The sequence below is a fragment of the Dongia sp. agr-C8 genome, from assembly GCF_054658695.1.
This window is the reverse complement of sequence record NZ_BAAGHZ010000003.1, coordinates 180,684-207,510: the sequence shown is the minus strand read 5'-3', so window position 1 is coordinate 207,510 and position 26,827 is coordinate 180,684. Positions and strand designations below refer to the sequence as shown.

25 protein-coding genes are annotated in these 26,827 nt (G+C 65.3%); 9 read left to right on the top strand and 16 right to left on the bottom strand.

Annotated features, from left to right (window positions below):
- Positions 1 to 72: 72 nt before the first annotated feature.
- The 14 genes from otnI to ACYQ4T_RS15095 all read right to left on the bottom strand — a co-directional run bounded on the left by otnI (position 73) and on the right by ACYQ4T_RS15095 (position 13,478).
- On the bottom strand, positions 73 to 846 hold the full coding sequence (otnI, locus tag ACYQ4T_RS15160; RefSeq protein WP_459855660.1) for a 2-oxo-tetronate isomerase: 774 nt from the start codon (positions 844 to 846) through the stop codon (positions 73 to 75).
- Positions 847 to 918: 72 nt separating this feature from the next.
- Positions 919 to 1,557 (bottom strand): 3-oxo-tetronate 4-phosphate decarboxylase, encoded by a 639-nt coding sequence (gene otnC, locus ACYQ4T_RS15155; protein WP_459855658.1) that lies wholly within the window; start codon positions 1,555 to 1,557, stop codon positions 919 to 921.
- Entirely contained in the window at positions 1,554 to 2,825 is a 1,272-nt protein-coding gene (otnK, locus tag ACYQ4T_RS15150) for a 3-oxo-tetronate kinase (protein ID WP_459855656.1), read from the bottom strand. Before otnK ends, otnC begins: the two co-directional genes overlap by 4 nt.
- Positions 2,825 to 4,795 carry a hypothetical protein gene (locus tag ACYQ4T_RS15145; protein WP_459855653.1) on the bottom strand — a complete coding sequence of 657 codons (1,971 nt, stop codon included), beginning with the start codon at positions 4,793 to 4,795 and terminating at the stop codon, positions 2,825 to 2,827. The genes otnK and ACYQ4T_RS15145 overlap by 1 nt, the downstream gene beginning before the upstream one ends.
- 17 nt (positions 4,796 to 4,812) lie before the next feature.
- On the bottom strand, positions 4,813 to 5,895 hold the full coding sequence (locus ACYQ4T_RS15140; RefSeq protein WP_459855650.1) for an ABC transporter ATP-binding protein: 1,083 nt from the start codon (positions 5,893 to 5,895) through the stop codon (positions 4,813 to 4,815).
- Positions 5,896 to 5,897: 2 nt separating this feature from the next.
- A complete protein-coding gene (locus tag ACYQ4T_RS15135; RefSeq protein WP_459855647.1) occupies positions 5,898 to 6,746 on the bottom strand; it encodes a carbohydrate ABC transporter permease in 849 nt (282 codons plus the stop codon).
- Positions 6,743 to 7,642 (bottom strand): carbohydrate ABC transporter permease, encoded by a 900-nt coding sequence (locus tag ACYQ4T_RS15130; RefSeq protein WP_459855644.1) that lies wholly within the window; start codon positions 7,640 to 7,642, stop codon positions 6,743 to 6,745. The genes ACYQ4T_RS15135 and ACYQ4T_RS15130 overlap by 4 nt, the downstream gene beginning before the upstream one ends.
- Positions 7,643 to 7,798: 156 nt before the next feature.
- Positions 7,799 to 9,244, bottom strand: coding sequence for an ABC transporter substrate-binding protein (locus ACYQ4T_RS15125; RefSeq protein WP_459855642.1), 1,446 nt, complete (start codon positions 9,242 to 9,244; stop codon positions 7,799 to 7,801).
- Positions 9,245 to 9,344: 100 nt separating this feature from the next.
- Positions 9,345 to 10,394, bottom strand: coding sequence for an NAD(P)-dependent oxidoreductase (locus ACYQ4T_RS15120; RefSeq protein WP_459855640.1), 1,050 nt, complete (start codon positions 10,392 to 10,394; stop codon positions 9,345 to 9,347).
- Positions 10,391 to 11,185 (bottom strand): HpcH/HpaI aldolase family protein, encoded by a 795-nt coding sequence (locus ACYQ4T_RS15115; protein WP_459855638.1) that lies wholly within the window; start codon positions 11,183 to 11,185, stop codon positions 10,391 to 10,393. Before ACYQ4T_RS15115 ends, ACYQ4T_RS15120 begins: the two co-directional genes overlap by 4 nt.
- 50 nt (positions 11,186 to 11,235) lie before the next feature.
- Positions 11,236 to 11,541 carry a putative quinol monooxygenase gene (locus ACYQ4T_RS15110; protein WP_459855635.1) on the bottom strand — a complete coding sequence of 102 codons (306 nt, stop codon included), beginning with the start codon at positions 11,539 to 11,541 and terminating at the stop codon, positions 11,236 to 11,238.
- A complete protein-coding gene (nanR, locus tag ACYQ4T_RS15105) occupies positions 11,538 to 12,278 on the bottom strand; it encodes a transcriptional regulator NanR (protein ID WP_459855633.1) in 741 nt (246 codons plus the stop codon). Before nanR ends, ACYQ4T_RS15110 begins: the two co-directional genes overlap by 4 nt.
- Positions 12,279 to 12,372: 94 nt before the next feature.
- On the bottom strand, positions 12,373 to 13,296 hold the full coding sequence (locus tag ACYQ4T_RS15100; protein WP_459855631.1) for a LysR substrate-binding domain-containing protein: 924 nt from the start codon (positions 13,294 to 13,296) through the stop codon (positions 12,373 to 12,375).
- Positions 13,293 to 13,478: a hypothetical protein gene (locus ACYQ4T_RS15095; protein WP_459855629.1), complete on the bottom strand. Its 186-nt coding sequence runs from the start codon at positions 13,476 to 13,478 to the stop codon at positions 13,293 to 13,295. The genes ACYQ4T_RS15100 and ACYQ4T_RS15095 overlap by 4 nt, the downstream gene beginning before the upstream one ends.
- 41 nt (positions 13,479 to 13,519) lie before the next feature.
- Here ACYQ4T_RS15095 and torT point away from each other — a divergent pair, with 41 nt between their 5' ends.
- The 9 genes from torT to ACYQ4T_RS15050 all read left to right on the top strand — a co-directional run bounded on the left by torT (position 13,520) and on the right by ACYQ4T_RS15050 (position 22,116).
- Entirely contained in the window at positions 13,520 to 14,587 is a 1,068-nt protein-coding gene (gene torT / locus ACYQ4T_RS15090; protein ID WP_459855627.1) for a TMAO reductase system periplasmic protein TorT, read from the top strand.
- A 9-nt stretch (positions 14,588 to 14,596) separates the two neighbouring features.
- Positions 14,597 to 16,156, top strand: coding sequence for a sugar ABC transporter ATP-binding protein (locus ACYQ4T_RS15085; protein ID WP_459855624.1), 1,560 nt, complete (start codon positions 14,597 to 14,599; stop codon positions 16,154 to 16,156).
- Positions 16,153 to 17,175, top strand: coding sequence for an ABC transporter permease (locus ACYQ4T_RS15080; protein WP_459855622.1), 1,023 nt, complete (start codon positions 16,153 to 16,155; stop codon positions 17,173 to 17,175). The genes ACYQ4T_RS15085 and ACYQ4T_RS15080 overlap by 4 nt, the downstream gene beginning before the upstream one ends.
- 15 nt (positions 17,176 to 17,190) lie before the next feature.
- Positions 17,191 to 17,919 carry a 5-oxoprolinase subunit PxpA gene (gene pxpA, locus ACYQ4T_RS15075; protein WP_459855620.1) on the top strand — a complete coding sequence of 243 codons (729 nt, stop codon included), beginning with the start codon at positions 17,191 to 17,193 and terminating at the stop codon, positions 17,917 to 17,919.
- A gap of 152 nt (positions 17,920 to 18,071) precedes the next feature.
- The gene (locus ACYQ4T_RS15070; RefSeq protein ID WP_459855617.1) at positions 18,072 to 18,308 is read left to right on the top strand and encodes an acetyl-CoA carboxylase; all 237 of its coding nucleotides are present in this window, start codon (positions 18,072 to 18,074) and stop codon (positions 18,306 to 18,308) included.
- On the top strand, positions 18,268 to 19,680 hold the full coding sequence (locus ACYQ4T_RS15065; protein WP_459855614.1) for an acetyl-CoA carboxylase biotin carboxylase subunit: 1,413 nt from the start codon (positions 18,268 to 18,270) through the stop codon (positions 19,678 to 19,680). The genes ACYQ4T_RS15070 and ACYQ4T_RS15065 overlap by 41 nt, the downstream gene beginning before the upstream one ends.
- 23 nt (positions 19,681 to 19,703) lie before the next feature.
- Positions 19,704 to 20,579: a 5-oxoprolinase subunit B family protein gene (locus ACYQ4T_RS15060; protein WP_459855612.1), complete on the top strand. Its 876-nt coding sequence runs from the start codon at positions 19,704 to 19,706 to the stop codon at positions 20,577 to 20,579.
- A complete protein-coding gene (locus ACYQ4T_RS15055) occupies positions 20,569 to 21,543 on the top strand; it encodes a 5-oxoprolinase subunit C family protein (RefSeq protein WP_459855610.1) in 975 nt (324 codons plus the stop codon). Before ACYQ4T_RS15060 ends, ACYQ4T_RS15055 begins: the two co-directional genes overlap by 11 nt.
- A 21-nt stretch (positions 21,544 to 21,564) precedes the next feature.
- A complete protein-coding gene (locus tag ACYQ4T_RS15050) occupies positions 21,565 to 22,116 on the top strand; it encodes a biotin transporter BioY (protein WP_459855607.1) in 552 nt (183 codons plus the stop codon).
- Here the strand turns inward: ACYQ4T_RS15050 and ACYQ4T_RS15045 are convergent.
- Both ACYQ4T_RS15045 and ACYQ4T_RS15040 read right to left on the bottom strand, forming a co-directional pair.
- Positions 22,113 to 23,282: an isovaleryl-CoA dehydrogenase gene (locus ACYQ4T_RS15045; protein ID WP_459855605.1), complete on the bottom strand. Its 1,170-nt coding sequence runs from the start codon at positions 23,280 to 23,282 to the stop codon at positions 22,113 to 22,115. The two genes, ACYQ4T_RS15050 and ACYQ4T_RS15045, sit on opposite strands and share 4 nt — an antisense overlap.
- A 10-nt stretch (positions 23,283 to 23,292) precedes the next feature.
- A complete protein-coding gene (locus tag ACYQ4T_RS15040) occupies positions 23,293 to 26,793 on the bottom strand; it encodes an indolepyruvate ferredoxin oxidoreductase family protein (RefSeq protein ID WP_459855602.1) in 3,501 nt (1,166 codons plus the stop codon).
- Between the last annotated feature and the right edge of the window lie 34 nt (positions 26,794 to 26,827).

The following is a 26,827-nucleotide window of genomic DNA, read 5'->3' as shown; positions in this document are numbered from 1 at the left end:
GTCTCCTTGCGGAAACACCTAGGCGCCGCCGCGCGACGCGGCACTCCGAATATTGCGTCCCTCTGAATCCAATCAGGCCTTGAGCCAGGGCTTCGCCCAGCCGAGTCCGTCGGTGGTCTTGCCACGCGGCCGGTATTCGCCGCTGACCCAGCCGGCATAGCCGAGCTCGTCGAGCAGGGTGAACAAGGCCGGGAAATTGATCTCCTGGGTCGAATCCGGCTCGTTGCGGCCGGGCACGCCGGCGATTTGCACATGGCGGATGATCCTCTGATGCTCGCGGAAAGTCTGGAACAGCTTTCCCTGACTCATCTGCAGATGATAGGCATCGTATTGCAGGAACACATTGTCCGACGCCGCCTTCGCCATGGTTTGCAAGGCGGTGTCGATGCTGCTGTTCGCATAGCCCGGAAAATCCACCGGGTTCAGCGGCTCGAGCATCAACTGGACGCCCGCCTGCTTCGCGATCGGCGCCGCCCAGGCGAGATTGGCAGCAAAAGTATCGAGATTGGCACCGGCCGAAGTGAGACCCGCCATCACGTGCAGCCGTGGGCAATCCAGCGTATCGGCATAGTCGAGCGCTTCCTCGATCGCCGCGCGGAACTCCGCCTCCCGACCCGGCACGGCGCCGATGCCGCGGTCGCCCTTCTCCCAATCGCCTTGCGCGGTGTTGAACAGCACTTGTTGCAAGCCGGCGCCGGCCAGGCGCGCGGCGATCTCTTTCTTGGAATACGCATAGGGAAACAGAAACTCCACCGCCTCGAATCCGCATTTGCGCGCCGCCGCGAAGCGGTCCAGGAACTCATGCTCGGGAAACATCATCGAAAGATTGGCGGCTAAGCGGGGCATTTCGTTTTCCTCGTCATCGCCGGGCTTGACCCGGCGATCTGGTCCCAACTGGAGAAAGCTGCGCGCTCTTGGTTACGGAATCGGATACTTCGCCACCAAAGCCGCGACCTGTTCCCGGCTGAGAAAGCGGGTCGCATGGCCTTGCAGCAGCAGATAGAGCTTGGCGGTCTCCTCGAGCTCCTCGATCGCGTTGACCGCAGCCTCGAGCGAGGTGCCGGCGACGATCGGGCCGTGGTTGGCGAGCAGCACGCTGGAATGCTCCGCGGCGACCGCGCCGACCGCATCGGCCAGGGTCGGGTCGCCCGGCGGGAAGTAGGGCAGCAGCTTCAGCTTGCCCACCCGCATTACGTAATAGGCGGTGATCGGCGGCAGCGCATCGTCGGGGTCGAGCCCGTCCAGCACCGAGACCGCGACCGAATGCGTCGAATGCAGATGCACCACGGCGCCGGCGGACTTGCGCGCGCCGTACATCGCGATATGCAGCAGGCTCTCCTTGGTCGGCGCGTCGCCGCCGACATGCTTGCCGTTGTCGTCGAGCTTGGAAAGCCGCGCGGGATCCAGGCGTCCCAGCGAGACATTGGTCGGCGTCATCAGCCAGCCGCCGTCGATCCGCATCGAGAGATTGCCGGCGCTGCCGAAGGAAAGCCCGCGCTCGAACATCGAGCGGCCGAAAGCGGCCAGCGAGTCGCGCGCCTTGCTCTCCTCACTCATTGCAGCGCCTCCAGCGCCTTCACGAAGAAGTCCTCGCTGCCGAAATTCCCCGACTTCAATGCCAGCGCCAATTGCGGGGTTCCTATGGCGAGGCAGGCCGGCACGCCGGGATCGATCTGCGGGCCGATCTGCAGCGCCTTCACGCCCAGGCCCTGCACCACCGCGCCAGAGGTCTCGCCGCCCGCGACCACCAGCCGCCGCACGCCGGCTTCGACCAGGCCTTGCGCGATCCGGGCCAGCGCCTGCTCGACCAATTCGCCGGCGCGTTCGCGGCCGAGCTTGTCCTGCACGACCTTGACCTCCTGCGGCGTGCCGCCGGCATGGACCAGAACCGGGCCGCGCCGGAGCTCCGCCTTCGCCCAGTCCAGCACTGTCGCGACGCCCTGCTCGAAATTCTCGGCGAGCTTCAGCGGTTCCAGCGCCAAGGCGGGATGCTGCGCGCGCATCGTCGCGATCTGGCCCATGGTCGCCTGCGAGCTGCTGCCCGCGACCACCGCACCGAGGCCGCCGACCTTGGGCAAGGGCGCTACGGCCTCGCGCGCGGGGATCAGTCCTGCCTGGCGGAAATTCGCCGGCAGGCCGATTGCCGCGCCCGACCCGCCGGTCACCAGCTTCATCTCGGCGCAGGCGGCGCCGAGGGTCATCAGGTCCTCGTCCTCGATCGCATCCACGACGGCATAGCGTACCAGCTTGCGCGTGAGGTAACCAAAGCTGGCGCTGATCGAGGAGGCGCCCTGGCGGACCGTGGTGATCGGCACCAGATCGACCCGCGCCGGGGTCTGGCGCGACAGCACGCGCACGAGATTCGCATCCTTCATCGGTGTCAGCGGGTGGTGCTGCATCGGCGAATCCGACAGCAGCAGGTTGCCGACGAAGAGATGGCCCATATAGATGGTGCGCCCGGTCTCCGGGAAAGCCGGGCATACCGTGGTCAAACCGGCGTCGAGTTCCTCGACCAGCGCGTCGGCAACCGGGCCGATATTGCCTTTGTCGGTCGAATCGAAGGTCGAGCAGTATTTGAAATAGAACTGCCGCGCGCGGGCGGTCTTGAGCCATCGGCAGGCCTGCAGCGAGAGTGCGACGGCTTCCCGCGCCGGAATGGTGCGCGACTTCAGCGCGACCACAATCGCTTCGGCATCGGGCAAAGCCGTGCCGGGCGCAGGAACGCCGATGGTCTGCACGACGGACATGCCGCGCCGCGCCAGCGTGTTGGCGAGATCGGTCGCGCCGGTGAGGTCGTCGGCGATACAGCCGAGGATAAGGGGCATTACTTCGTTGCGGCGATGCGGGTCACGGCATAGGGACGAAGGGCGACTGTGCCGACCTTCTTGTTCTTCTTGCCCGATTTCGCGAGGAAGGCCAAGTCCGTCGTCGCCTTCACGAAGCTGCCTTCGTCGAGCACCACCATGTCGGCCGCACCGTCGAAGCCCGAGACCTTCACCGTCTGCGGCTGTGCCGTCAAGTTCGCCAGCCAGAGCACCGGGCCGGCCTTGCCCTTGTAGGCGAGCGCCGCGACCTTGCCCACATCGCCGATCTCGGTCGCGATCAGCTTCGCCCCGTCCGCCGCCGCCAAATCCTTGATCAGGTGATAGACCGGATAGACCGCCGTGCCTTTGAGATCGTCGAAATAGGGCTGCGCATGCGCGGTCTTGGCGTAGACCATGCCCGCCGGACCGGTGGTGGCGCCGAGAGTCACCACCTGCACCCCGCCCTTGGCCCAGGCACTCAGATAGCCGACACTCCAGGCCGCGCCGAAGATGCCGCGCTGCCGCGGGTCGATCTTGGAGAGACAGACCCGCTCGTTGTTCGGGTTGTCGACCGAAGCGGCGCCATAGGGGTTGTTGCGCGCCGGGATCGTGCTGGGGCCGAGGTGATAGGGCGTCTTGCCCATGAAACTGCGCGTGGTCTTGATCTGATAGGGATGTGCTTCCAGGGTTTCCATCACCGAGACGTCATCGGCCGCATGGACGATCGGGCTGGTCGTATGGGTCACGTAATCCAGCACCCCCGCCGGCGGCCGCTTGCGGTTGAGTTCGGTGAAAAAGGAGAACATGCCGCCGCCGGCATGCGAACCGGGGAAGAGCTTCTTCACCGCGGCCGCCTGCTCGGCGAAGCTGGGGGCGTCCGGGAATTTGCTGCCCGGCAATGTCCCCTTGAGATCGACGGCCGGCGAAGTCGAGACCGCAACCGGCTTGATGCCCGCCTCTCTCGCGGCGGCGGCCACGCGTGCCAGTTCCTGCTCCGCCGGCGCCTTCCCCGGCAGCAGCACTTCCAGGATCACCGCGGCGCCGGTCGCATCGGCGAGGCGCTTGAAGTTCCGCATCGGCCCAATGATATCCGACTCGCGGGCATCGACATGGCAGACCAGATGCTTCGGCCCCGCCGCCCTGATCGCACCCGCAGCTGCAACGGATGCGGCCGCTTCTTCCATCGGCACGGCGACGCCCAGTTCCGGCATCGCGCCGCCGGCACGGCCGAGCGTCACGTCGATCTTCTTCGCCGCCCCGGCCTTCTTCGGCCGCGGCATCTTGCCGGTGAAGCGCAGCGAGACTTTCTGGGTGAAGGACTTGCCCGCCGGCATGGTGTACGGCCAGGGTTCGCCCAGCGGCCGTACATAGGTCTTGAACGAGGCGTCGGACCAGTTGCGATGGTCCTCCATCTCGAAGGCATAGCCTTCCATCCGGCAAGTGACAGAAAGTCCGTCCATCACCTTATGCTTCAGCGCGCGGATGTCGGTGAAGGGGCAGGCGGGATTGACCAGCGCCGGGAACTTGCTCTTCTGCTTCTTGCCCGAGGTGTATTCGACCTCGACCGGGAATCCGGCGACGCCCTTCAGCGGGTGCAGCACGACGAAGCCGGTGCGGTTGGTGGTGAAGTCCTGCTCCGGCGTCGCGGTCGCCTCGAAATCGAGGTCGCCCGCCGCGTTGCAGGTGATGGTCGCGTCATAGGCGATGGTCGCCGAAGCGTCGCCGCAGCGGGCGTGATAGCGGACCGCGAAGCCGTCCTTCTTCTGGCTGAGTTTCAGATTGCTGATCTCGGGGCTGAAGGTGCCCCAGTTCCGGTCGCGCACCAGGAAGGCGATGGCGCGGATCACCTCGACATCGCCGACCCGAATGTAGCGCAGCGCGCCGTTGCCGAACTCGACGCTCAAGGCGCCGGCGCGCAGGGTCTTGCTCTTGGGATCGACCGATTCCGTGCCGGTCAGCCTGATGTTGCGAGAGAGTTTCGCGGCGGCCATCTTCTTCTCCTCGGATTTCAGAGCACCCGGCCGGTCACCGGGTCGATCAACACGGCCCGGCCGATATCCATATAGAGGTCCAGGCTCTCGCCGGGGCCTTGCACGTCATGGCTGGCCAGCTCCGCCATGACGGCCATGCCGCCCAGCGGGAAGGTGATGAAAGCGCGGGAGCCGGTCGGCTGCAACAGCTCGACCGTCGCCTTCACCTTGACGGCCTGGCCGGAGAGGCTGCCGGGATCGCGGCTGAAATGCTGCGGCCTGATGCCGAAGACAACCGGGTGGTTGGCGACATCCGGCCCGCTGCGCAGCGCGAGGGTGGAACCGTCGACGAATTTCACCGCGGCACTCGAACCGTCGCGCACATATTCCGCCGGGATGAAGTTCATCTTCGGCGAGCCCAGGAATCCCGCCACGAAACGCGTCGCCGGCCGCTCGTAGAGGTCGAGCGGCGTCCCGGCCTGCTCGATCAGCCCGTCTTTCAGCAGCACGATCCGGTCGGCCAGGGTCATCGCCTCGATCTGGTCATGGGTCACATAGATCATGGTCGTGCCCAGCTCCTGGTGCAGCCGCTTGATCTCCGAGCGCATCTCGTCGCGAAGCTGGGCGTCGAGATTCGACAGGGGCTCGTCGAACAGGAACAGCTTGGCATTGCGCACGATGGCGCGGCCGATCGCAACCCGCTGGCGCTGGCCGCCGGAAAGTTGCCGCGGCAGCCGGTCCAGCAGGTTGGTGATCGCCAGCATCTCCGCCGCGCGGCGGACGCGCTTCTCGATTTCGTCCCTCGGCGTCTTCCGCGCCCGCAGGCCGAAGGCGATGTTCTCGAACACGTTCATATAGGGATAGAGCGCGTAGTTCTGGAACACCATGGCGATGTCGCGGTCGCGCGGCCGGACGTGGTTGACCACGCGCCCGCCGATCTCGATCATGCCTTCGGTGATGTCCTCCAGACCGGCAATCATGCGCAGCAAGGTGGACTTGCCGCAGCCCGAAGGCCCGACCAGCACGGTGAACTCGCCCGACGGCACCTCGAGATCGATGCCGCGCACGGCGGGCACCAGACCGTAGCGCTTGTGGAGCTTGGTGATCTTGAGATCGGACATGGCTATCCCTTAACCGCGCCCATCGAGATGCCGCGCACCAGGTAGCGCTGCATGAAGGCGACTGCGACGAAGACCGGTGCGGTGCCGAGCACCGACATGGCGGCGATCTTGGCCCAGAAGTTGGACTGGCCGCCGAAGTAATGCGTGACCTGCACCGTATAGGTGATGACCTCGGTGCGGGTCAGCACCAGGGCGAAGATGAAGTCGTTCCAGGCGAAGACGAAGGTGAAGACCGCAGTCGCGAACAGGCCGGTCCGCGCCATCGGGAACACCACGCGCCATAACACCTGCCAGCGGGTCCAGCCATCGACCAGCGCGCTCTCCTCCAGCTCCAGCGGGATGTCCTCGATATAGCCGCGCATCATCCAAATCACATAGGGCAGGTTGAAGGCGGTGTAGAGGATGATGAGGCCGTGATAGGTATCGACCCAGCCGAAGAAAACGTAGAGCAGGAACACCGGGAAGATGATCGCGATCGGCGGCACCATGCGCTGGGAGATGATCCAGACCGCGAGATTCTCGCCGCCGGTCTTGAATCGCACCAGGCTGTAGGCGGCCATGGTGCCGAGCACCATGGCGATGACCGTGCTGGTGCCGGCCAGGATCAGGCTGTTCAGCACCGAGACTGCGTCGCCGTCCTTGAACAGCCCGACATAGTTCCCGAACTGGAAATGCGAAGCATACCATTTCGGCGGGAAGGCAAAGATCTCGGCCGGCGTCTTGAACGAGATCATGAACAGCCAGTAGATCGGAAAGACGAACAGCACCGTCAGCAGGATGGCGATCGCATAGCGAATTGCCAGCCGGGTGGCCGGGCGCTGCATCAGCGGACGCATCTCCACGGCGCTCATTTCGCGAGCCCCATGCGCCGGATCGCCCAGGTGACGATCACCGTCAGCAGCGCGATGACCAGGAAGGCGATGGCTGCCGTGTAGCTGGTCTCGAATTGCTGGAAGCCCTGGACATAGGTGTAGATCGAGATGGTTTCGGTCATGGTGCCAGGGCCGCCCGAGGTCAGCGACCAGATGATGTCGAAGATGCGGACGAGATCGAGGCCGCGGATCAGAAGCGCGATCGCCATCACCGGCCAGATCGCAGGCAACACGATCTTGACGAAGACCCGCCAATAGCCGGCGCCGTCGATCTCCGCTGCCTCGGTCAGCGATTTGTCGACATTGGAGAGCGCGGCCAGCAGGATCAGGAACATGAACGGCGTCCACTGCCAGATCTCGCAGAAGATGATCGCCGGGTAGACCAGGTTCGGGTTGATGTTCCAGAGCAGGGTCACCGGCTGGCCGGCGAACCAGCCGAGGATCTGGTTGATCGGACCATAGCGGTTGTCGAGCAGCAGCCGCCAGATGGCACCCGCCACGATCGGCGAGATCACCACCGGGAGCATCAGCAGCGAGACAAAGACCTGCCGCCCCGGCATCGGCTCGAGGAAGAGCTGCGCCATCAGCATGCCGAAAATGAGCTCCAGCGGCAGCGCAATCACCGTGATGATCAAGGTGTGCAGCAGCGATTCCCAGAGCCGGGTGTCGACAAAGAGATGCGCGTAGTTCTTCAGGCCCACGAAGGAAGTGTCGGCCTCGGTCATGGTGAGATGCTGGAAGCTGACAATCAGCGAGTAGATCAGCGGAAACAGGCCGACCAGCAGCAGCAGGAAGATCGCCGGCGCGATGATCCAGTATTTGAAATGCCGGTCCGGCGCGCGGGTCGGCGCGGCGGAGTCGATGGTGGTGGTCATGATGCGACTTTGCTTGATGCGTTCGAGCGGCGGCACCCCCACCCAACCCTCTCCCAAAGATGGGGGAGGGCTCGTTTAAACTCCCTCCCCCGCCTTCGGGGGAGGGTTGGGGTGGGGGTGCCGCAGACTCGCTGCATCAATTCAAAACTCAGACGATCACTTCGGATAGGCGCCGGACTTCGCCGCCCAATCCGCGTAGACCGCCTTCTGCTTGTCGACGCCGATCTCGGCCGTGATCGCGTCCCAATCGGCCGCGGCCTTGTCCAAGATCGCCTTCGGGTCTTCGCCGGCCCAGAGCTTGCCGATCGACTGGCGCAGCACCTCTTCGTACTTGTCGGTCTGCAACAGCGAGAGGTCCAGCAGGCCGACTTCAGAGGCGTCCTTCAGCGTCTTCAGGTAATCCTTGGCATCGGGCCAGAGCGCCAGATAGCCGGGATCGGTGTACTGCGCGGTCCGGAACGGATCGCGCAGCGCGGTCGGCAGCTTCACCCGCTGATTGCTGATCTCTTCCGAGTTCAGCCACTGGATGAAAAGATAGGCGGCGTCCTTGTTCTTCGAGGTCGAGGCGACCGAGAGCGCGAAGCCCGCGGCCAGCTCCGGATGGCCTCCCGGCGGCAGGGCGTAGCCGACCTTGCCGGCGATGGTGGATTTCGGCACCCAGTTCAGCGCCTCCTCGTCCGTGCCGTAGCCCGCGGCCCAGCGGCCATAGGGCGGCCAGGAGATGGTCATCGCGGTCTGCCCGGCCATGAAGGCGGCCAGGTTCTCGACGAAGCCGAACTGCTCCACGCCCGGCGGCATGAACTTGTTCTCGTTCCGCATGTCGGTGAGGACCTTCACGCCCACATCCGAGTTGATCGTCGCTTTCATCGTGTCCGCGTCGAAGAACTTGCCGCCTTCGGTGCGGAAGCGCTCCTCGAACATGAACATGGTGTAGGGTGGCTGGCGGAAGAACGCGGCGCCGTAGGTGTTGGGCTGCAGCTTGTCGGTCAGGAACTGGCCGACGGAGGCGAAATCCGCCCAGTTGGTCGGCACGGCGAGATCCTTGCCGGTCTTCGCCTTGTACTCTTCCTTGTTCTTCGGATCGTCGAAGATGTCCTTGCGGTAGTACATGACGAAGACGTCGCCGTCGTCCGGGAAGCCGTAGATCTTCCCGTTCACCTTCATCTGGTTGTCGCGATAGATCGGCGCGATCGTCTCGAGCTCTTTTGCGTAGCCGTATTTCTCGACATAGGGATCGAGCACTTCGAGCGCGCCCGCCTGCGCGAGGTCGGGCATCCAGGCCGGGATGACGTTCAAGGCGTCATAGGCGCCGGTTCCGGCGCGGTATTCCTGCATGATCTTGGTGAACATCTCCGCGGTCTGCACCTCGACCACGTTGACGTGAATGCCGGTGAGCTTCTCCCACAAGGGTCCGGAGAAGTTCTTCGGGTCCAGCGATTGCAGGCCCGCTTCCCAGACGATGTTGATGGTCGTGCCCTTGTATTGCTGCGCCGCCTTGACCGCGGTCTCGGCTGCGCTTTGCGCGCTGGCCGCCTGCGACCAGGCCGCGAGAGCGAGGCCCGCAACGGCGCCCGCCCATGTCATCTTCTTGACGAGACTCATAGCACCCTCCCAGTGTTTGGCGAGACGCGCCTGCGTCCGCCGCGATCGCGCCGCTTATCGCTGCGGCGAGATTCTCCCCTCAAAAGGCCTGTCGGCGTCTTCAAGCGCCGTAGCGGGCCTTGAATGCCTCCAGCCGCGCCTTGAAGCGCGGATCATCCAGGACCGCGCGATTGACCACGCCGCGCGGCACCTGGCCCTTCATCACGTCCAGCACCGCCTTCACGTCGGCGGCGCCGTTTCCGGCGAAACACTGATCGGTCCAGCACAGAGCGTGCGGTGCCACGATCACGTTGTCCAGCTTCAGGAGCGGCTCGTCGGCCGGCACCGGCTCGACCTCGAAGACGTCAAGCCCGGCGCCGGCGATCTTCCGCTCCTGCAGCACTTGGGTCAGCGCCTTCTGGTCGACGATCGGCCCGCGCGCTGTGTTGATGAGATAGGCGGTCGGCTTCATCAGCGCCAAGCGTTCGGCGTTCACCAGGTGATGCGTCTCCGGTGTCAGCGGGCAGTTGACCGAAAGGACATCCGACCGGCGGAACACGTCCTCCAGGCTGACCAGCTCGATGCCCAACTCCTTGGCGACGGCCTTGTCGGCGAAAGGATCGTGGGCGATGAACTTCATGTCGAAGGGCCTGGCCATCCGGAAGAGCTCGGCGCCGATGTTGCCGATCCCGACCGCACCCAGGGTCCGGCCGACAAGGCCGACGCCCATATGCTGGCCGCGGCGGTTGAAGCCGTCGGGGCCTTCGCGGGTCAGCCGGTCCTTGATCAGCAGCTTGCCGGTCAGCGCCAGCATGAAGGCGATGATCGAGACCGCGACCGGCCGCCGCACGCCATCCGGCGTGATCGCCAGAGCGATCCCGGCCTCGGTGCAGGCTTGCACGTCGACGCTGTCATAGCCGACCCCGAATCGCGCCACGACCGAGAGCCGGCCATTGGGATGGATGCTCTCCTTGCCGAAACGCGGCACCAGCAGGATCAGCGCGTCGAAATCCGCCAGTTCCTCCGCCTTCAACGGGCTGTCGGCGCCGATATAGGCCACCTCGACATTCTTCGTATTGATCAGCGGCTGGACGTCGAAATCCGGGAAGGTCGGCGAGCCATCCGCCTTCTTGAAATCGCCGGAGAGCGCGACGCGGAAAGGAGCCGTCATTTCTTCTTCTTCCCCTTGCAGCCGGCGCGGAGCTTGGCCACCGCCTCCTGCAGCGCGTTGTGCAGCACCCAGACGTCGCCGGAATAGCAGATGAAGTCGAAACCCCAACGCGAGCTGAGCTCGATACCGGTTTCGACATTGGGCACCAGGCGGCCCAGCGACTTGCCGTGCTTCGCGGTGGCATTGGCGACGGTGTCGATGGCTTTCAGGAATTTCGGATGGTCGAACTGCCCCGGAATCCCCAGCGAGACCGAGAGGTCGAAATGCCCGACCCAGAGGCAATCGACGCCGTCCATCCGCGCCATCTCGTCGGCGTTCTTGACGCCTTCCGCGGTCTCGATCTGGCAAAAGAGGGTTGTGCGGGCGTTGGCCGCCTTGAACTTATCGCTCACGGCGCCCGGTCGGTAGCGGTCATGCGCCACCTGCAGAGCCACGCCGCGCTTGCCGTCCGGCGTGTATTTCATGCAGTCGAGGATATGCCGCGCCTCCTTGGCGCCGCTCACCATCGGCAGCATCACGCCCTCGGCGCCCATGTCGCAGGCGCGGGCGATGTGGTGATATTCCTTCGACGGCGCGCGCACGATCGCGGGCAGATCGGCCGCCTCGAAATAGCGCAGCGCGCTCTTCACCGTCTCGAAGCCGAAGCCGGAATGCTCGAGGTCGAACAGCACGAAGTCGCAGCCGGCGGATTTCAGGATATGGCCGATCCCCGGGGTCGCGAACTCGACGACGAAATGCCCGAACTTCGCCTTCTTCTTGCCGGCCATGGCCTTGAGGCCGCGGTCGCTCATGATCCATCCCTCCCTTTTCAGCGTCGTTTGACGCCGGATTTCTTGGCCGCTTACGCGGCTGATCCTTCGCAGACCAGGTCGTATTCGGCGACGGTCTTGTCGGCGACCAGCGGCCCACTCGCCTCGTTGAAGACCGCGAAATGCCGGGTCTTCAGATGCGCATCGAAGGCGGCGCGATCGTCGTAGATTTCGTAGAGCAGGATGCGCTCTTGATCCTTGCGGTCGGCGCAGACGTCGAAGCGGCTGCAGCCCGGCTCGTCGCGCACGGAAGCGCGCGCATTGTCGTCGATCAGCTTGCGGAAGGCGGCCATCTGGCCCGGCTTCACCTTGAAATCGACGACGATCACGAAGCTCACTTCCGCGTCTCCCCGCCGTTCTCGGTGACCGCGCGCCAATAGGCGCTGGAGACCTGGTCGAGATGCGCCTTGATCACCCGCTCGGCGCGGTCGGCGTCGCGCGCGGCGATCGCCTCGTAGATCGCCTTATGGGCGCGGTAGGCGATCTTGTTCTGCCCCGGATAGGCGAGCGTCACATGCCGCTGCTCGACCAGCCACTCGGCGATCGCCGAATGCATGGCGGTGAAGATCGGATTCTGCGGAATCAGCGCCAGCACGTAATGAAACGCCACGTCACTCCGCTCGAACTTGGCGAGGTCGCCGATGCACTGCCGGTTGTGGTCGAGCGCGTCGGCCAGCGCCCGGATATCGGATTCGGTCGCGTGTTTCGCCGCATGCCGCGCCAGGCCGATCTCGAAGAAGGTGCGCGCATCCTGGAACTTCCGCACCCCGTCGGGCTCGGCCAGCATGTGGCGCGCGGCGCCCGCCAGGCCTTCCATCATCACTTCGGGGGTCGGGCGCGTGACCTTGGCCCGCTCGCCGGATTTCAGCTCGATGACGCCCAGCTTCTGCAGGTGGAACAGGGCCTCGCGCACCGCGGTCCGCCCGACGCCGAATTGCTGGGTGAGCTCGCGTTCGGAGGGCAGGGCATCTCCGGGCGACAGCGCGCCGTCGCGGATCATCGCCTCCAGCCCCGAGGCGACATCCTCATAGAGCCGGCGCCGCCGCACCGTTGGGTAGCGAGCCCCCGAAAGCATTCCTGGTCTACCTATCATACCAGCAGACGCAGAACGCTATCGATTCAGGCGAGAGCGAGTCAACGCCGAACCAATGCTGCGGCGCAGTCGTCTCTCAAAGAGTCATCGAGCGCGGATTGCCGGAGAGGAATTCCATCCGGCAGAACTCGATGAAGGCCTGCGCCGGCGCGGGCCGTGTCGCCTGGCGCGACCAGGCCAAGCCGACATCCATGGTGGGAATTGCCGCGGCGATCTCGCGGGATTCCAGCTTGTCGCCTTCCAGCGACCAGGGCCGATAGACCATGTCGGACAAGATCGTGATGCCGGTGCCGGTGGCGACGAGGCTGCGCACCGCCTCGACGGAATCGGTCTGGAAGATGACATTGGGCTTCAGCTTGTACTTGGACCAATAGGTGAGGGTGGTGGCCGCCGCCTCGTCGATCGAGAGCTGGATATAGGGCTCCCGGGCGACATCCTTCAGCGTCACGCGCGGTTTCGAAAGCAGCGGATGGCCGGTAGCGGTCCAAAGCCGCCGCCGAGATTTCGCCAGGGTCTGCGTCTCCAGCGCGTCGCCATGCTCCAGGTTCGAAACCAGCACGATACCGATATCGAGCTGGCCCTGCGCCAGCTGCCTCTCGATCACATTGCGCCCGAGCTCCCGGATCGTGACTTCGACCTCCGGGAAGCTGCGCCGGAACCGCGCCAGGGGTGCGGCCAGGAAATAGCCGGCAACCGTGATGGTGACGCCGATCGACAAACGGCCGGCGACGCGCGGCCGGTGCTGGCCCACCGCCGAGGTCGCAGCGGTCAGCGCCGAGAGAATGTTCCGGCAATGCTGCAGGAAGACGTAGCCGTCATAGGTCACCCTGATCCCGTCGCGATGGCGCGTGACCAAGGGCGTGCCGACGGTTTCCTCAAGATCCTGGATCGCCTCGGTGATCGCCGAGGGCGAGATGCCGACCGCCGAGGCCGCGGCGACGACCTTGCCGGCTTCGGCGGCCGCGACGAAATAACGGATCTGACGGAGATTTAAACTCATTCCAGACTCACCCCGGCGAGCGCGGAAAAGCCGCGCCGCGCCGCTCGTTCGAGGTTTCGGATTTTCCGAAATCCTATTTCAAAATATCGCCCTTTACAAATATCCAGCCGGTCCCGCCAAATCGTGACAAATGCGGCGGTGCACAACGCCGCGACGGATTCCGGCAAAGGCAGCCGGGTCATGGGGACGCGTGTCCCCACAGGGAAGGGCAAGGGAGTCGAACATGAAATTCTCACTGCAATTGGCAGCGGGTGCCGCTGTCCTGGTTTCGGCGAGCGCCGTCGCGCTGGCGGCCGACTGGTACCCTTACAAAATCGAGGTCTGGGACAGCTTCGACATGGCGAGTGCGCGGCACTCGATGGATTACGTCCCGGTCGAGAAGGCCGCGGCGAAGCACAAGCTCTGCGTCTCCTTCCCGCATATGAAGGACGACTACTGGCTGGCGGTCGATTACGGCGTGATCGCCGAGGCCAAGCGCACCGGCGTCTCGATGCAGGTGCTGGAAGCCGGCGGCTACACCGAGCTCAACAAGCAGATCAGCCAGATCGAGAACTGCGTCGCCGGCGGCGCGCAGGCGGTGATCATCGGCGCCATCTCCTTCGACGGCTTGAACGGCCTGGTCGGCCAGCTCGCCGACAAGAAGATCCCGGTGATCGACGTGATCAACGGCATCTCCTCCGACAAGCTCTCGGCCAAATCGCTGGTTTCCTTCGGCGAAATGGGCGGCAAGACCGGCGAATACCTGGTGAAGCTGCACCCGAAGGGCGGCACCGCGGCGAAGGTCGCCTGGTTTCCCGGACCCGCGGGCGCCGGCTGGGTCGAGGCCGGCAATACCGGCTTCACCGAGGCCGTGAAGGCGGGCGCGATCGAGGTGGTGGACACCAAATACGGTGACACCGGCAAGGAAGCCCAGCTGGCGCTTCTGGAAGACGCGCTGACCGCGCATCCCGACATCAACTACATCGTCGGCACCGCGGTCACGGCGGAAGCGGCAATGCAGCTGGTCCGCGACCGCGGCCTCGAGGACAAGGTGAAGATCCTCTCCTACTACTTCACCCCGGGCGTCTATGAAGGCATCAAGCGCGGTCGTATCCTGGCGGCGCCGACCGACTCCGCGGTCATCCAGGGCCGGGTCGCCGTCGATCAGGCGGTTCGCATCCTGGAAGGCAAGGAGTTCCAGAAGCACGTCGGGCCGGCGCTCTACGTGATCGACTCCAACAACGTGAACAGCTTCGACCGAGATTCCTCGCTGGCGCCGGACGGCTTCAAGCCGGAATTCTCGGTCGAGTAGTCGCGTCCCGTGATCGCGCCCAACCCTGACGCGATTGCCAAGCAGCCCGGCGCCGCCCCCGCTGGCGGCGCCGGGTCGCTGCTCATTCAGACCAAAGGCCTGTCCAAGCACTATCCCGGTGTCGACGCGCTGGTCGATGTCGATTTCGAATTGCGCGCCGGCGAGGTCCACGCCCTGTTCGGCGAGAACGGCGCCGGCAAGTCGACGCTGATCTCGATCCTCGCCGGCGCCAATACGCCGACCCGCGGCGAGATTCGTTTCCGCGGCGAGCCGCTCAGCCTCGCCGATGTCGGCGCGGCCCGTTCGCGCGGCATCTCCGCGGTGTTCCAGGAATTCTCCCTGGTGCCGCAACTGACCGTGGCCGAGAACCTCTTCCTCGGCGACGAGCCGACGCGCCACGGCTTCCTCGATCGCCGCAACGAATTGAAGCGCGCCCGCGCGCTCCTGGAGCGCCTGGGCTTCCCCCTGGACGCCGACCGGCGGGTGCAGGCGCTTTCCCGGGCCGAGCAGCAGATGGTCGAGATCGCCAAGGCCTTCCGATCCGATCTCTCGGTCCTGATTCTCGACGAGCCGACCGCATCGCTGACCGAGAAGGAAACCGAGAGCCTGTTCTCGCTCATCCATCAGGCTAAGGCGCGCGGCGTCGGCATCATCTACATCACCCATCGCATGATCGAGCTCCGCCGCATCGCCGACCGCGTCACCGTCCTCCGTGACGGCCGCAAGGTCGGGCTGGTCGATGCTCATGCCGCCGACGAAGCGACGCTCATCCAGATGATGTCCGGCCGCCCGATCTCCCAGGTCTTCCCCAAGGTGAACTATGCGCCGGCGAGGACCCTGCTCTCGATCGAACGCCTGACCACCGCCGACAACAGCGTCCGCGACGTCAGCCTCGAGGTGAAGTCCGGCGAGATCGTCGGCATTGCCGGCCTGGTCGGCTGCGGCAAGTCCGAGGTTGCCCGCGCCTGCTATGGGCTCCTGCCGGTGGCCAAGGGCCGAGTGATGTTCGACGGCACGGATGTAACCGGCTGGAAGACCCGCCGCATGCTGGATGCGGGTTTCAGCTACCTGCCGCCGGACCGCCACAAGGAAGGCCTGGTCCTGGCGCGGAGCGCCATCGAGAACACCTCATTGCCTTCGCTGCACCTGCCGCAATTCTCCGGCAACATCTTCCTGAAGCGCCGGCGCGAGAAGGACACCGTCTCGCGGCTGGCCGAGCAGCTGAAGCTGCACCCCTTCGATCTCCAGCGCGAGATGGCGGCTTTCTCCGGCGGCAACCAGCAGAAGGTGCTGATCGCCAAGATGCTGACCCGGGACGTGAAGCTGTTCGTCTTCGACGAGCCGACCGTCGGCGTCGATGTCTCGACCCGGGTCGCGATCTACCGCCTGATCGCCGATCTCTGCGAGGCCGGTGCCGGGGTGCTGCTGATCTCCTCCGACCTGCCGGAAGTGCTGCACCTGTGCAACCGCGCCTATGTGATGTTCCGCGGCTCGGTCCAGGTTGAGCTGCAGGGTAGCCAGATCACCGAGGACCGCGTCCTCAGCCATTTCTTCGAGAGAGCCGCATGACGATGCAACAGGCCATCCCATCCGAGCAGCAGGCCAAGACCCAGCTCTTGGTGCGGCTGTTCCTCAGCATCGGCGTGCTGCCGATCCTGCTGGTCATCGCGCTCGTGCTGTTCTCCCTGCTCTCGGACAATTTCTTTACCTTCAACAACATCGCCAATGTACTGCGGCAGACCAGCTATCTCACCATCGTTGCGCTCGGCCAGATGATCGTCATGCTGACCGCCGGTTTCGACCTCTCGGTCGGTTCGATCCTCGCCGTCACCTCCGTCACCAGCGCGCTCGGCATGGCGGGGGTGGCGGCGGCCTATCCGGACCAGCCCTGGCTGGCGATCGCCGTCGGCGCGCCGATCGGCTTTCTCTGCGGCCTCGCGGTCGGCGTGGTCAACGGCGTCGGCGTCGCGCTCCTGGGCGTCTCGCCCTTCATCGTCACCCTGGGCATGGCCTCGGTCGGCTTCTGCGCCGCGCTCTATCTCACCTCCGGCACGCCGGTGCGCGGCATCCCTTATGAGTTTGCCGACACCTTCGGCAGCGGCGGCTTCTGGGGCCTGAAGGCGCCGGTTTGGGTCGCCGTCATCATCGCCGTCGCCGCCTATCTGCTGCTGAACTGGACCCGGCTCGGCCGCCATTTCTACGCCGTCGGCGGCAACCTGAAGGCGGCGGCGCTGTCGGGTGTCCACACCCGCCTCACTCTGTTCATGGCCTATGCGGTCTGCGCGGGCCTGACCAGCATCGCCGGCCTGCTGCTGACCGCGCGGATGGAGACCGGCGAGGCCAATATCGGCACCAGCATGCCGCTGCAATCGATCGCCGCCTGCGTCATCGCCGGCGTATCCTTGCGCGGCGGCACTGGCAGCGTGCCCTATGTCGTGCTGGGCGCGGTGTTCTTCGGCGTGATCGAGAACGGCATGAACCTTTCCGGTGTGAACTCTTATCTGCAGATCGGCGTCACCGGCGCAATCCTGATCTTCGCCGCTTTCGCCGACGAGTTCCGCCGCCGGCTGATCGGCCGCAAGGCTTGAGGGAGGAAAGAACAAATGGCATTGATCAACTGCGACATGGGCGAAAGCTTCGGCCTCTACAAGATGGGCGACGACGACGCCATTATGCCGCTGATCACCGTCGCCAACGTGGCCTGCGGCTTCCACGCCTCCGACTTCAACCACATGCGCAAGACCGTGCAGAGCGCGAAGAAGAACGGCGTCAAGGTCGGCGCCCATCCCTCGCTGCCCGATCTCCAGGGCTTCGGCCGCCGCGAGATGAAGATCAGCCGCGAAGAGCTTGCCAACTGCATCATCTACCAGGTCGGCGCACTGAAGGGCTTTCTCGAGGCCGAGGGCATGACGCTCTACCACATCAAGCCGCATGGCTCGCTCTACGGCATGGCGGCGCGGATGGAACATGCCGCGCATGCCGTCGCCGATGCCGCCGACGTCTTCAAGGTGCCGCTCATGGGCATGATCAACACCTTGCATGAGAAGATCTACAAGGAACGCGGCCATAAGATGATCGCCGAGTTCTACGTCGATCTCGACTACAATGACGACGGCGGCCTGATCATCACCCGCGAGCACGACGCCAAGGACGCCACGGAAGCCGCCGCCAAGGCGATCCGGGCCATCCAGGAAGGCAAGGTGAAGAGCGTGGGCGGCAAGGACATCGCAGTCGGCTCCGACACGATCTGCGTCCATTCCGACACGCCGAACGCGGTCGAGCTCTGCCAGGCCGTCCGCGCGGCGATCAAGCCGTACCTGAGCGCGGCGTAACTCGCATGCAGCTATCACGCGGCACCCCCTCCCAACCCTCCCCGAAAGATGGGGGAGGGCTTTGCATCGCGCCTGTGACTCCCTCCCCCGACTTCGGGGGAGGGTTGGGGTGGGGGTGCCACAAACTCAATTTCTCTGAGGGGATGTAAAGAATGGCCAAACAGATCCTGTCGCCGCTGCCCGGCACCTTCTACCGCCGGCCGTCGCCCGACCAGCCGGTTTACAAGAACGAAGGCGATGCCGTCGCCGTCGGAGATGTCATCGGCCTCGTAGAGGTGATGAAGTCCTTCAACGAGGTGAAGGCGATTGAATCCGGCAAGATCGCGAAATTCCTGGTCGAGAACGAAGATGCCGTCATGGCCGGCCAGCCGCTCGCCGACCTCGCGTGACATGCCGATAAAGAAGCTCCTCATCGCCAATCGCGGCGAGATCGCGGTCCGCATCATCCGCGCGGCGCGCGAGCTCGGGATCGCGACGGTGCAGGTCCACTCGACCGCCGATGCCGAATCGCTGGCGGTGAAGCTGGCCGACGAGGCGATCGCGATCGGGCCGCCGCAGGCTGCCAAGTCCTATCTCAACATCCCGGCGATCATCGACGCCGCCCAGAAGACGGGCGCCGACGCGGTCCATCCCGGCTACGGCTTCCTGGCCGAGAATGCCGAGTTCGCCGATGCCTGCGCGGTCGCCGGCCTGATCTTCGTCGGCCCCAGCGCCAACGCGATCCGCATGATGGGCGACAAGGTGGCGGCGCGCGAGGCGGCGATGCGCGCCGGTGTGCCGACCGTGCCCGGCAGCGACGGTCGCGTCGACGACCTGGAGACGGCGCGCCGCGTCATCGCCGACACTGGTTTCCCGATCATGATCAAGGCAGCAGCCGGTGGCGGCGGCCGCGGCATCCGCATCGCCGCAAACCAGGAGGAGTTCGAGCGCCTGGTGCCCCAGGCAAAAGCCGAGGCGCTAGCGGCCTTCGGCGATGGCGGGCTCTATCTCGAGAAGGTGATCGAGCGCGCCCGCCATATCGAGGTTCAGATCCTCGGCGACGGCCATCGCGCGGTGCATTGCTTCGAGCGCGAATGCTCGCTGCAGCGCCGCCGGCAGAAGGTCTGGGAAGAGGCGCCCTCAGTCAGCCTCCCGGCTTCGGTCCGCGCCCGGCTCTGCGCCTCGGCGGTCGATCTCGCGCAATCGGTCCATTACAGCGGCGCCGGCACGCTCGAGTACCTCTACGACGACGCCAGCGGCGACTTCTATTTCATCGAGATGAACACCCGCATCCAGGTCGAGCATCCGGTGACCGAGTTCATCACCGGCGTCGATCTCGTGCGCGAGATGCTGAAGATCGCCGGCGGCGAGAAACTGAGACTGAAGCAGAGCGACATCAGGATGCACGGCCACGCCATCGAGGTCCGCATCAATGCCGAGGATCCGGCGCAGAACTTCATGCCCGGCCCCGGCACGGTCGCGACCCTGCGCGTGCCCGGCGGCAACGGCGTGCGCTTCGACACTTTGCTTTACGCCGGCTACACGATCCCGCCCTTTTACGATTCGCTGCTCGGCAAGCTGATCGTCTGGGACGAGGATCGGCCGGCGGCCATCGCGCGCCTCACGCGCGCGCTCCATGAATTGGAGATCGGCGGCGTGAAGACCACGCGGCCGCTGCATCTGGCGCTGGCAGGCGACCCGGCGGTGGCCAAGGCGGACTTCCACACGCGCTGGCTGGAAGGCTGGCTCGAATCGAACGCAACGAAACTGGCTGCGGAATAAGAAGAGGCGGAGGTGGGGCGATCATGAAGACCCGATATTCCTTTGGCGGCGACGAGCATATCTTCGTCGAGGTGGACGAGGAGATGTCGCTGGAGGCCTTCTTCAAGAGCCTCTCGATGACCACGGCGGTGAAGGAAAGCCGGATCAAGGGCGTGACCGAGATCTGCCCGGCCAATGCCTCCTTCCAGATCAAATTCGATCCCGACGTGATCGCGCCGGACGACATGCTGGCCGAGCTGAAGCGCCTGGAGGGTGCCGCCGAGAAGGCGGAGTCCAGCATCAAAACCCGCATTGTCGAGATCCCGGTCCTCTACAACGATCCCTGGACCCACGAGACTTTGATGAAGTTCAGGGAGCGCCACCAGGATCCGAAGAGCACCGATATCGAATACGCCGCGCGCATCAACAACCTCGACGGCGTCGACGGCTTCATCAAGGCGCATTCCGGCGCGCCCTGGTTCGTCTCCATGGTGGGTTTCGTCGCCGGCCTGCCCTTCCTCTACCAGATGGTCGACCGCAAGCGGCAGATCGAGGTGCCGAAATATCTCCGCCCCCGCACCGACACCCCGAAATTGACCGTCGGCCATGGCGGCTGCTTCGGCTGCATCTACTCGGTGCGCGGCGCCGGCGGCTACCAGATGTTCGGCATCACGCCGATGCCGATCTACGACCCGCAGCAGAAGATCAAGTATCTCCGCGACTTCATGGTCTTCTTCCGCCCGGGCGACATCGTGAAATGGAAGCCGATCGACCGGGCCGCCTATGACGCGGCGGTCGCCGATGTCGAGACCGGCAAGTTCACGCCGCTGATCCGCGACGTCACCTTCTCCTTGGACGAGTTCCAGAAGGACATCGACGGCACCAACAAGAAGCTCATGGGGGTCCTCTATGGCAATTAAGGTCGTCAACCCCGGGCTTTCCACCACGGTCCAGGACCTCGGCCGTCCCGGCTACTACCATCTCGGCATCCCGCTTTCCGGCGGCATGGATCGCTTCTCGCTCCGCGCGGCCAACATGCTGGTCGGCAACGAGGAGGGCGCCGCGGTGCTCGAAGCGGTCTTCATGGGGCCGGAACTGCAATTCTCCGCGGACGCCATCGTCGCCGTTACCGGCGCCGAGCTGCCGCCGAAGGTCGATGGCGCGGTGCAGCCGACCTGGACCGCCTTTAAGGTCAAGGCCGGCCAGACCCTCGGCTTCGATTTCCTGAAGAGCGGTGCCCGCGCCTATATCGCGGTCCAGGGCGGCATCGACGTGCCGGTCGTGCTCGGCTCGCGCTCGACCTACACCTTGGGCGCGCTCGGCGGTCATGAAGGCCGCAAGCTCGCCGCAGGTGACTCGCTCAAAGTCGGCGCCGCCGCCCATAGCGCGAAGGAAGGCCGCAGCATTCCCGCCAGTCTCCGCCGCCTGCCCGGCAACCCGGCCGAACTGCGCATGCTGCCCGGCCTCTACTGGCACCGCATCACCGAGGGCGCCGGCGTGCAATTCTTCGCCGACACCTGGAAAGTGGCGCCGGAGGCCGACCGCATCGGCTACCGCTTCAAGGGCGGCAAGCCATTGGAGTTCGTGCCCAGGAAACAGCCCTTCGGCGCCGGCAGCGATCCCTCGAACATCGTCGATGCCTGCTATCCCTATGGCTCGATCCAGGTGCCGGGCGGCACCGAACCGATCGTGCTGCACCGCGACGCGGTCTCCGGCGGCGGCTATTTCATGGTCGGCACCGTGATCTCCGCCGACATGGACCTGATCGGCCAGTTGCAGCCGCACACACCCGCGAAGTTCGTGAAGGTGGACATGAACGGCGCGCTGCAGGCGCGCCACGACCGCGAGGCGCTGCTGAACAAGGTCCGCGCCGCGTTGAATTGACTTGAGAAGGAAGCAATACCGATGCAGTTGACCCTTGCCGACAAGATCTGGTCCGGCGCCAGCACCACCCTCGTCAAGCAGGCCGCACTGGTCATCGCCGGCGGCCTGCTGCTTGCCGTCTCGGCGCATGTGAAGGTACCGTTCTGGCCGGTACCGATGACTATGCAGACTTTCGTCGTGCTGATGATCGGCGCCGTCTACGGCCGCAACCTCGCGCTCGCGACGGTCGCCGCCTATCTGGTGGAAGGCGCGGTCGGGCTGCCGTTCTTCGCCGCGGGCGGCGGTCTCGCCATCCTCGCCGGACCCACCGCCGGCTATCTCTTCGGCTTCCTGATCGCGGCCGGCCTGGTCGGCCATCTCGCCAATCGCGGCATGGGCCGCAGCGTCGCCAGCGCCGTGGCGATCTTCATCGCCGGCGACGTCGCGATCTTTGTCTGCGGGGTCGCCTGGCTTTCAACCCTGATCGGCTTTCAGGCCGCGATCGTCAACGGCCTGGTCCCCTTCCTGCTGGCCGAGGTGGTGAAGATCGCGCTGGCCTGCGCCCTGCTGCCCGGGGCCTGGAAGCGTGCCTAAGCCGTCTCCTCGAACAGCTCGCGGCCGATCAGCATGCGGCGGATCTCCGAGGTGCCGGCGCCGATCTCGTAGAGCTTCGCATCGCGCAGCAGCCGTCCGGTCGGGTAGTCGTTGATGTAGCCGTTGCCGCCGAGGAGCTGGATCGCATCCAGGGCAACGCGCGTCGCGGCTTCCGCCGCGAACAGGATGGCGCCCGCCGCGTCCTTGCGGCTGGTCTGGCCCCGGTCGCAGGCCTTGGCCACCGCATAGACATAGGCGCGGCTCGCATTGAGTGTCGTGTACATGTCGGCGAGCTTGCCCTGCACCAGCTGGAAGGTGCCGATCGAAGCGCCGAACTGCTTCCTCTCATGCACATAGGGGATGGCGACATCGAGCGCCGCCTGCATGATGCCGATCGGACCCGCCGCCAGAACCGCGCGCTCGTAGTCGAGCCCGGACATCAGCACCCGGACACCCTTGCCGACCTCGCCCAGCACGTTCTCTTCCGGCACCTCACAGTCCCGGAACACCAGCTCGCAGGTGTTGGAACCGCGCATGCCGAGCTTGTCCAGCTTTTGCGCCGTCGAGAATCCCTTGAAGGACTTCTCGATCAGGAAGGCGGTGATGCCCTTGGATCCGGCCGCCGGGTCGGTCTTGGCATAGACCACCAGCACGTCGGCATCCGGCCCGTTGGTGATCCACATCTTGTTGCCGTTGAGGACGTAGCGGTCGCCCTTCTTCTCGGCTTTCAGTTTCATCGAAACGACGTCGGAACCCGATCCCGGCTCGCTCATCGCAAGGGCGCCGACATTCGTGCCGTCAATCAGCTTGGGCAGGTAACGCTGCTTCTGCTCGGCATTGCCGTTGCGGCGGATCTGGTTGACGCAGAGATTGGAATGCGCGCCATAGGAGAGGCCGACCGAGGCCGAGGCGCGAGAGATCTCCTCCATGGCGACGGTATGTTCGAGATAGCCGAGCCCGGCGCCGCCATATTCCTCCTCGACCGTGATCCCGAGTACGCCGAGATCGCCGAACTTCTTCCAGAGATCCATCGGGAATTCGTTCTTGGCATCGATCTCCGCCGCGCGCGGCGCGATCTCCTTGGCCGCGAAGGCTTCGACCTGGTTGCGCAGCGCGCCGACCATGTCGCCCAGATCGAAATCGAGCGTGCTTCCCGAATTGCGCATGGTTCTCCCCTTAAAGCGCCGGCTGCTTCTCGACCTTAGCAGAGGCGGTCGCCTCCTTGCGAACTCCGCGATAGCGCGCCTGCAGCTGCGGCCATTGCGCATCGAACTTATCGAAGGCCGCCATCTTCACTGGCCCGAAGCCCCGGACCTGGTCCGGCGCCGAGGCCAGCGCGATCGCGGCGAACTTGTTCTCGGCGCTGAGCGACCCCGCGACCTCATCCAGCATCGCCTCATAGGTCTTGATGAGCCCGCGCTCGCGCTGCCGTTCCTCGGTCTTACCGAAGAAGTCGAGCCCGGTTCCGCGCAAGCCTTTCATCCGCGCCACCCACTTCAGCGGAATCCGCATCCCCTCGCCGAACCGCTTCTTCTTCGGTCGGCCGAGATCCGGGTCTTCCTTCGAGATCAGCGGCGGCGCCAGATGGAAGCTGAGTTTGCCGTCACCTTCGAAGGTCTCCTTCAGCTCCCGCTCGAAAACCGGATCAGTCAGCAGGCGCGCGACCTCATACTCATCCTTATAGGCCAGCACCTTGGCATAATTGATCGCGACAGCGCGGGTCAGCGCCTCGCTGCCGAGCTTGCCCTCGACGGCGCGGATCCGCGACACCGCCGCGCGATATTTCTCCGCCAGGGCAGCATGCTGATAGGCGGTCAGATGCTGCGCCCGGTGCGAAATGATCTCGTCCAGGGTCATGTCAGCGACGGCCCGCTCGTCCTTGGCCGGGACCAGCAGTTCGGCGACCCGCTCCGGGTCGGCGGCGGCGACGCGGCCCCAGCGGAAGGCGGTCTTGTTCATGGCGATGGCGACGCCGTTCATCTCGATCGCCCGCATCAGCGCCGCTTCCGACAAGGGCAGCAGCCCGAGCTGCCAGGCATAGCCGACCATCATCATGTTGGCGGCGATGGCGTCGCCGATCACCTTGGTGGCGAAGCGGTGGAAATCGACGATCCGCAGGCCCGGCTTCACCGAATCCTTGATCGCCTGCCGGACCGCGTCCTGGCGGAAGTCGAAGTCGCGGTCGCGCACGAAGGCGGAGACCGGCGCATTATGCCCGTTGACGATCGCCGCGGTGCGCGTGGCTGAGAGCATCTCCATGCTCTCCCGCGAGATTGCCACCACCGAATCCGCCGCCAGCAGCAGGTCCGCACTGCCACCCGCGATGCGCGGCGTCGAGATGTGGTCGGGATCGCTGCAGAGGCGGATATGCGAGATGACCGCGCCGCCCTTCTGCGCCAGGCCCGCGACCTCCAGCACCATGGCGGCCTTCTGGTCGAGATGCGCCGCCATGCCGATGATGCCGCCGATGGTCAAGACGCCCGTGCCCCCAATGCCGGTCACCGCGATGTTGAAGGGCGTATCCAGGACCGGCGGCACCGGCGGTTCCGGCAGGTCCGCGTCCGCGAGCACGACGCCTTCGCCCTTGCGCGGCTTGGCACCCCTGATGGTGACGAAGGAGGGGCAGAAACCCTTCAGGCAGGAGAGATCGACATTGCAGGCCGACTGGTTGATCTCGCGCTTGCGGCCGAGCGGCGTTTCGGCGGGCTCGATCGCGATGCAGTTGCTCTGCACCGAGCAGTCGCCGCAGCCCTCGCAGACCGCCTTGTTGATGAAGACCCGCTCCTCGGGCTCCGGCGCCAGGTTGCGATGGCGTTTCCGGCGGAGCTCCGCGGCGCAACCCTGGTCATAGACGATGACCGAACAGCCCTCGATCTCCCGGAACTCCTCCATCGCGCGGTCCATATGCTCACGCGGGAAGACCGTGACGCCGGCGGGAAACTCGGCCACCGGCAGCGCATCGACATCGTCGCTCAAGACGGTGATGTGCTGCACGCCCTCGGCGCGGATCTGCTGCACCAGCTGGCCGAGCGAGAGCTCGCCATCGACCTGCTGGCCGCCGGTCATCGCCACGGCTTGGTTGTAGAGCAGCTTGTAGGTGATGTTGATCTTGGCGGCGACCGCCTGGCGGATCGCGAGGATGCCGCTGTGGAAATAGGTGCCGTCGCCGAGGTTGGTGAAGAGATGCTTCTCCGTGGTGAAGGGCGAGATGCCCATCCAGGTGATGCCTTCCGCGCCCATATGGGTGAAGGTCTCGGTGCGGCGGTCCATCCACTGCACCATGAAGTGGCAGCCGATGCCGGCGGCGGCGCGGCTGCCCTCGATCACCTTGGTCGAGGTGTTGTGCGGACAGCCCGGGCAGTAATGCGGCATCCGGTTGACGATCGGCGTATAGCCTTTCAGGCGCTGCTCGCGTTCGGTGAACCAGGCGAGGCGCTCCTGCAGCCGCGCCTTGATGTCGTCCGGGATGCTCATTTTCATCAGCCGCGCGACGATCGCCTGCGCGACCAGGCTTTCCGAAAGCTCGCGGTCGAGCGGCAGGAAGGGCACTTCCTTCTCGTCGAACTTGCCGACGATGCGGGGGCGAACGTCGGTCTTCCAGTTGAACAGCGCCTGCTTGATCTGGTTCTCGATGATCTCGCGCCGTTCCTCGATGATCAGGACCTCTTCCAGCCCCTCGGAGAACTGCCGGATGCCGTGCGGCGCCAGCGGCCAGGGCATGCCGACCTTGAACAGACGTAGGCCGATCGCCTCGCCGGTCTCCCGGTCGATGCCGAGCTGCTGCAGCGCCTCGCGCACATCCTCATACGCTTTTCCCGAAGCGACGATGCCGAAGCGCGGGCGCTTGGCATCGATGATCAAGCGGTCGACGCCATTGACGCTGCCGAACTCGATCGCGGCATAGGCCTTGTAGGTCTGCAGCCGATGGTCCTGCGACCAGCGGTCATCCGGCCAGCGGATATGCAATCCGCCATTGGGGATCACGAAGTTCGGCGGCTCGACGAAGGAACATTGCTCCTGGTCGAGATCGACCACGGCATTGGACTCGATCGTGTCCGACAGCACCTTCATCGCCACCCAGCAACCGGAATAGCGCGACATCGCGAGGCCGAGCAGGCCCATGCGCACGAATTCATGCACGCTGGACGGATAGAGCACCGGGATCACCGCCGACATGAAGGCATGGTCCGACTGGTGCGGGATCGAGGAGGACTTGGCGCCGTGATCGTCGCCGGCGAGGCAAAGCACGCCGCCGTGCTTCGCGGTGCCGGCGGCATTGGCGTGTTTCAGCACGTCGCCGGAGCGGTCCACGCCGGGGCCCTTGCCGTACCAGATGCCGAACACACCGTCCTTGGTGGCGCCGGGCCAGAGTCCCACCTGCTGCGTGCCCCAGATCGCGGTCGCCGCCAGGTCTTCGTTCACCGCCGGCTGCGCGATCACGTCATGCGCGCTCAGGAACTTCTTCGCCTTGGCCAAGGCGGTGTCATAGCCGCCGAGCGGCGAGCCGCGATAGCCGGAAATAAAGCCGCCGGTGTTGAGGCCGGCGGCCTGGTCGCGGCGCTTCTGCACCATGGGAAGGCGGACCAGGGCCTGGATCCCGCTCATGAGAACGCGGCCGCTGGTCTTGGTGTAGACGTCGTCCAACCGAACGCCATCGCGGATGGGGGAAATGAGCATGGGTTGCGCGCTCTCCGAGTCGCAGGGGCCTTTG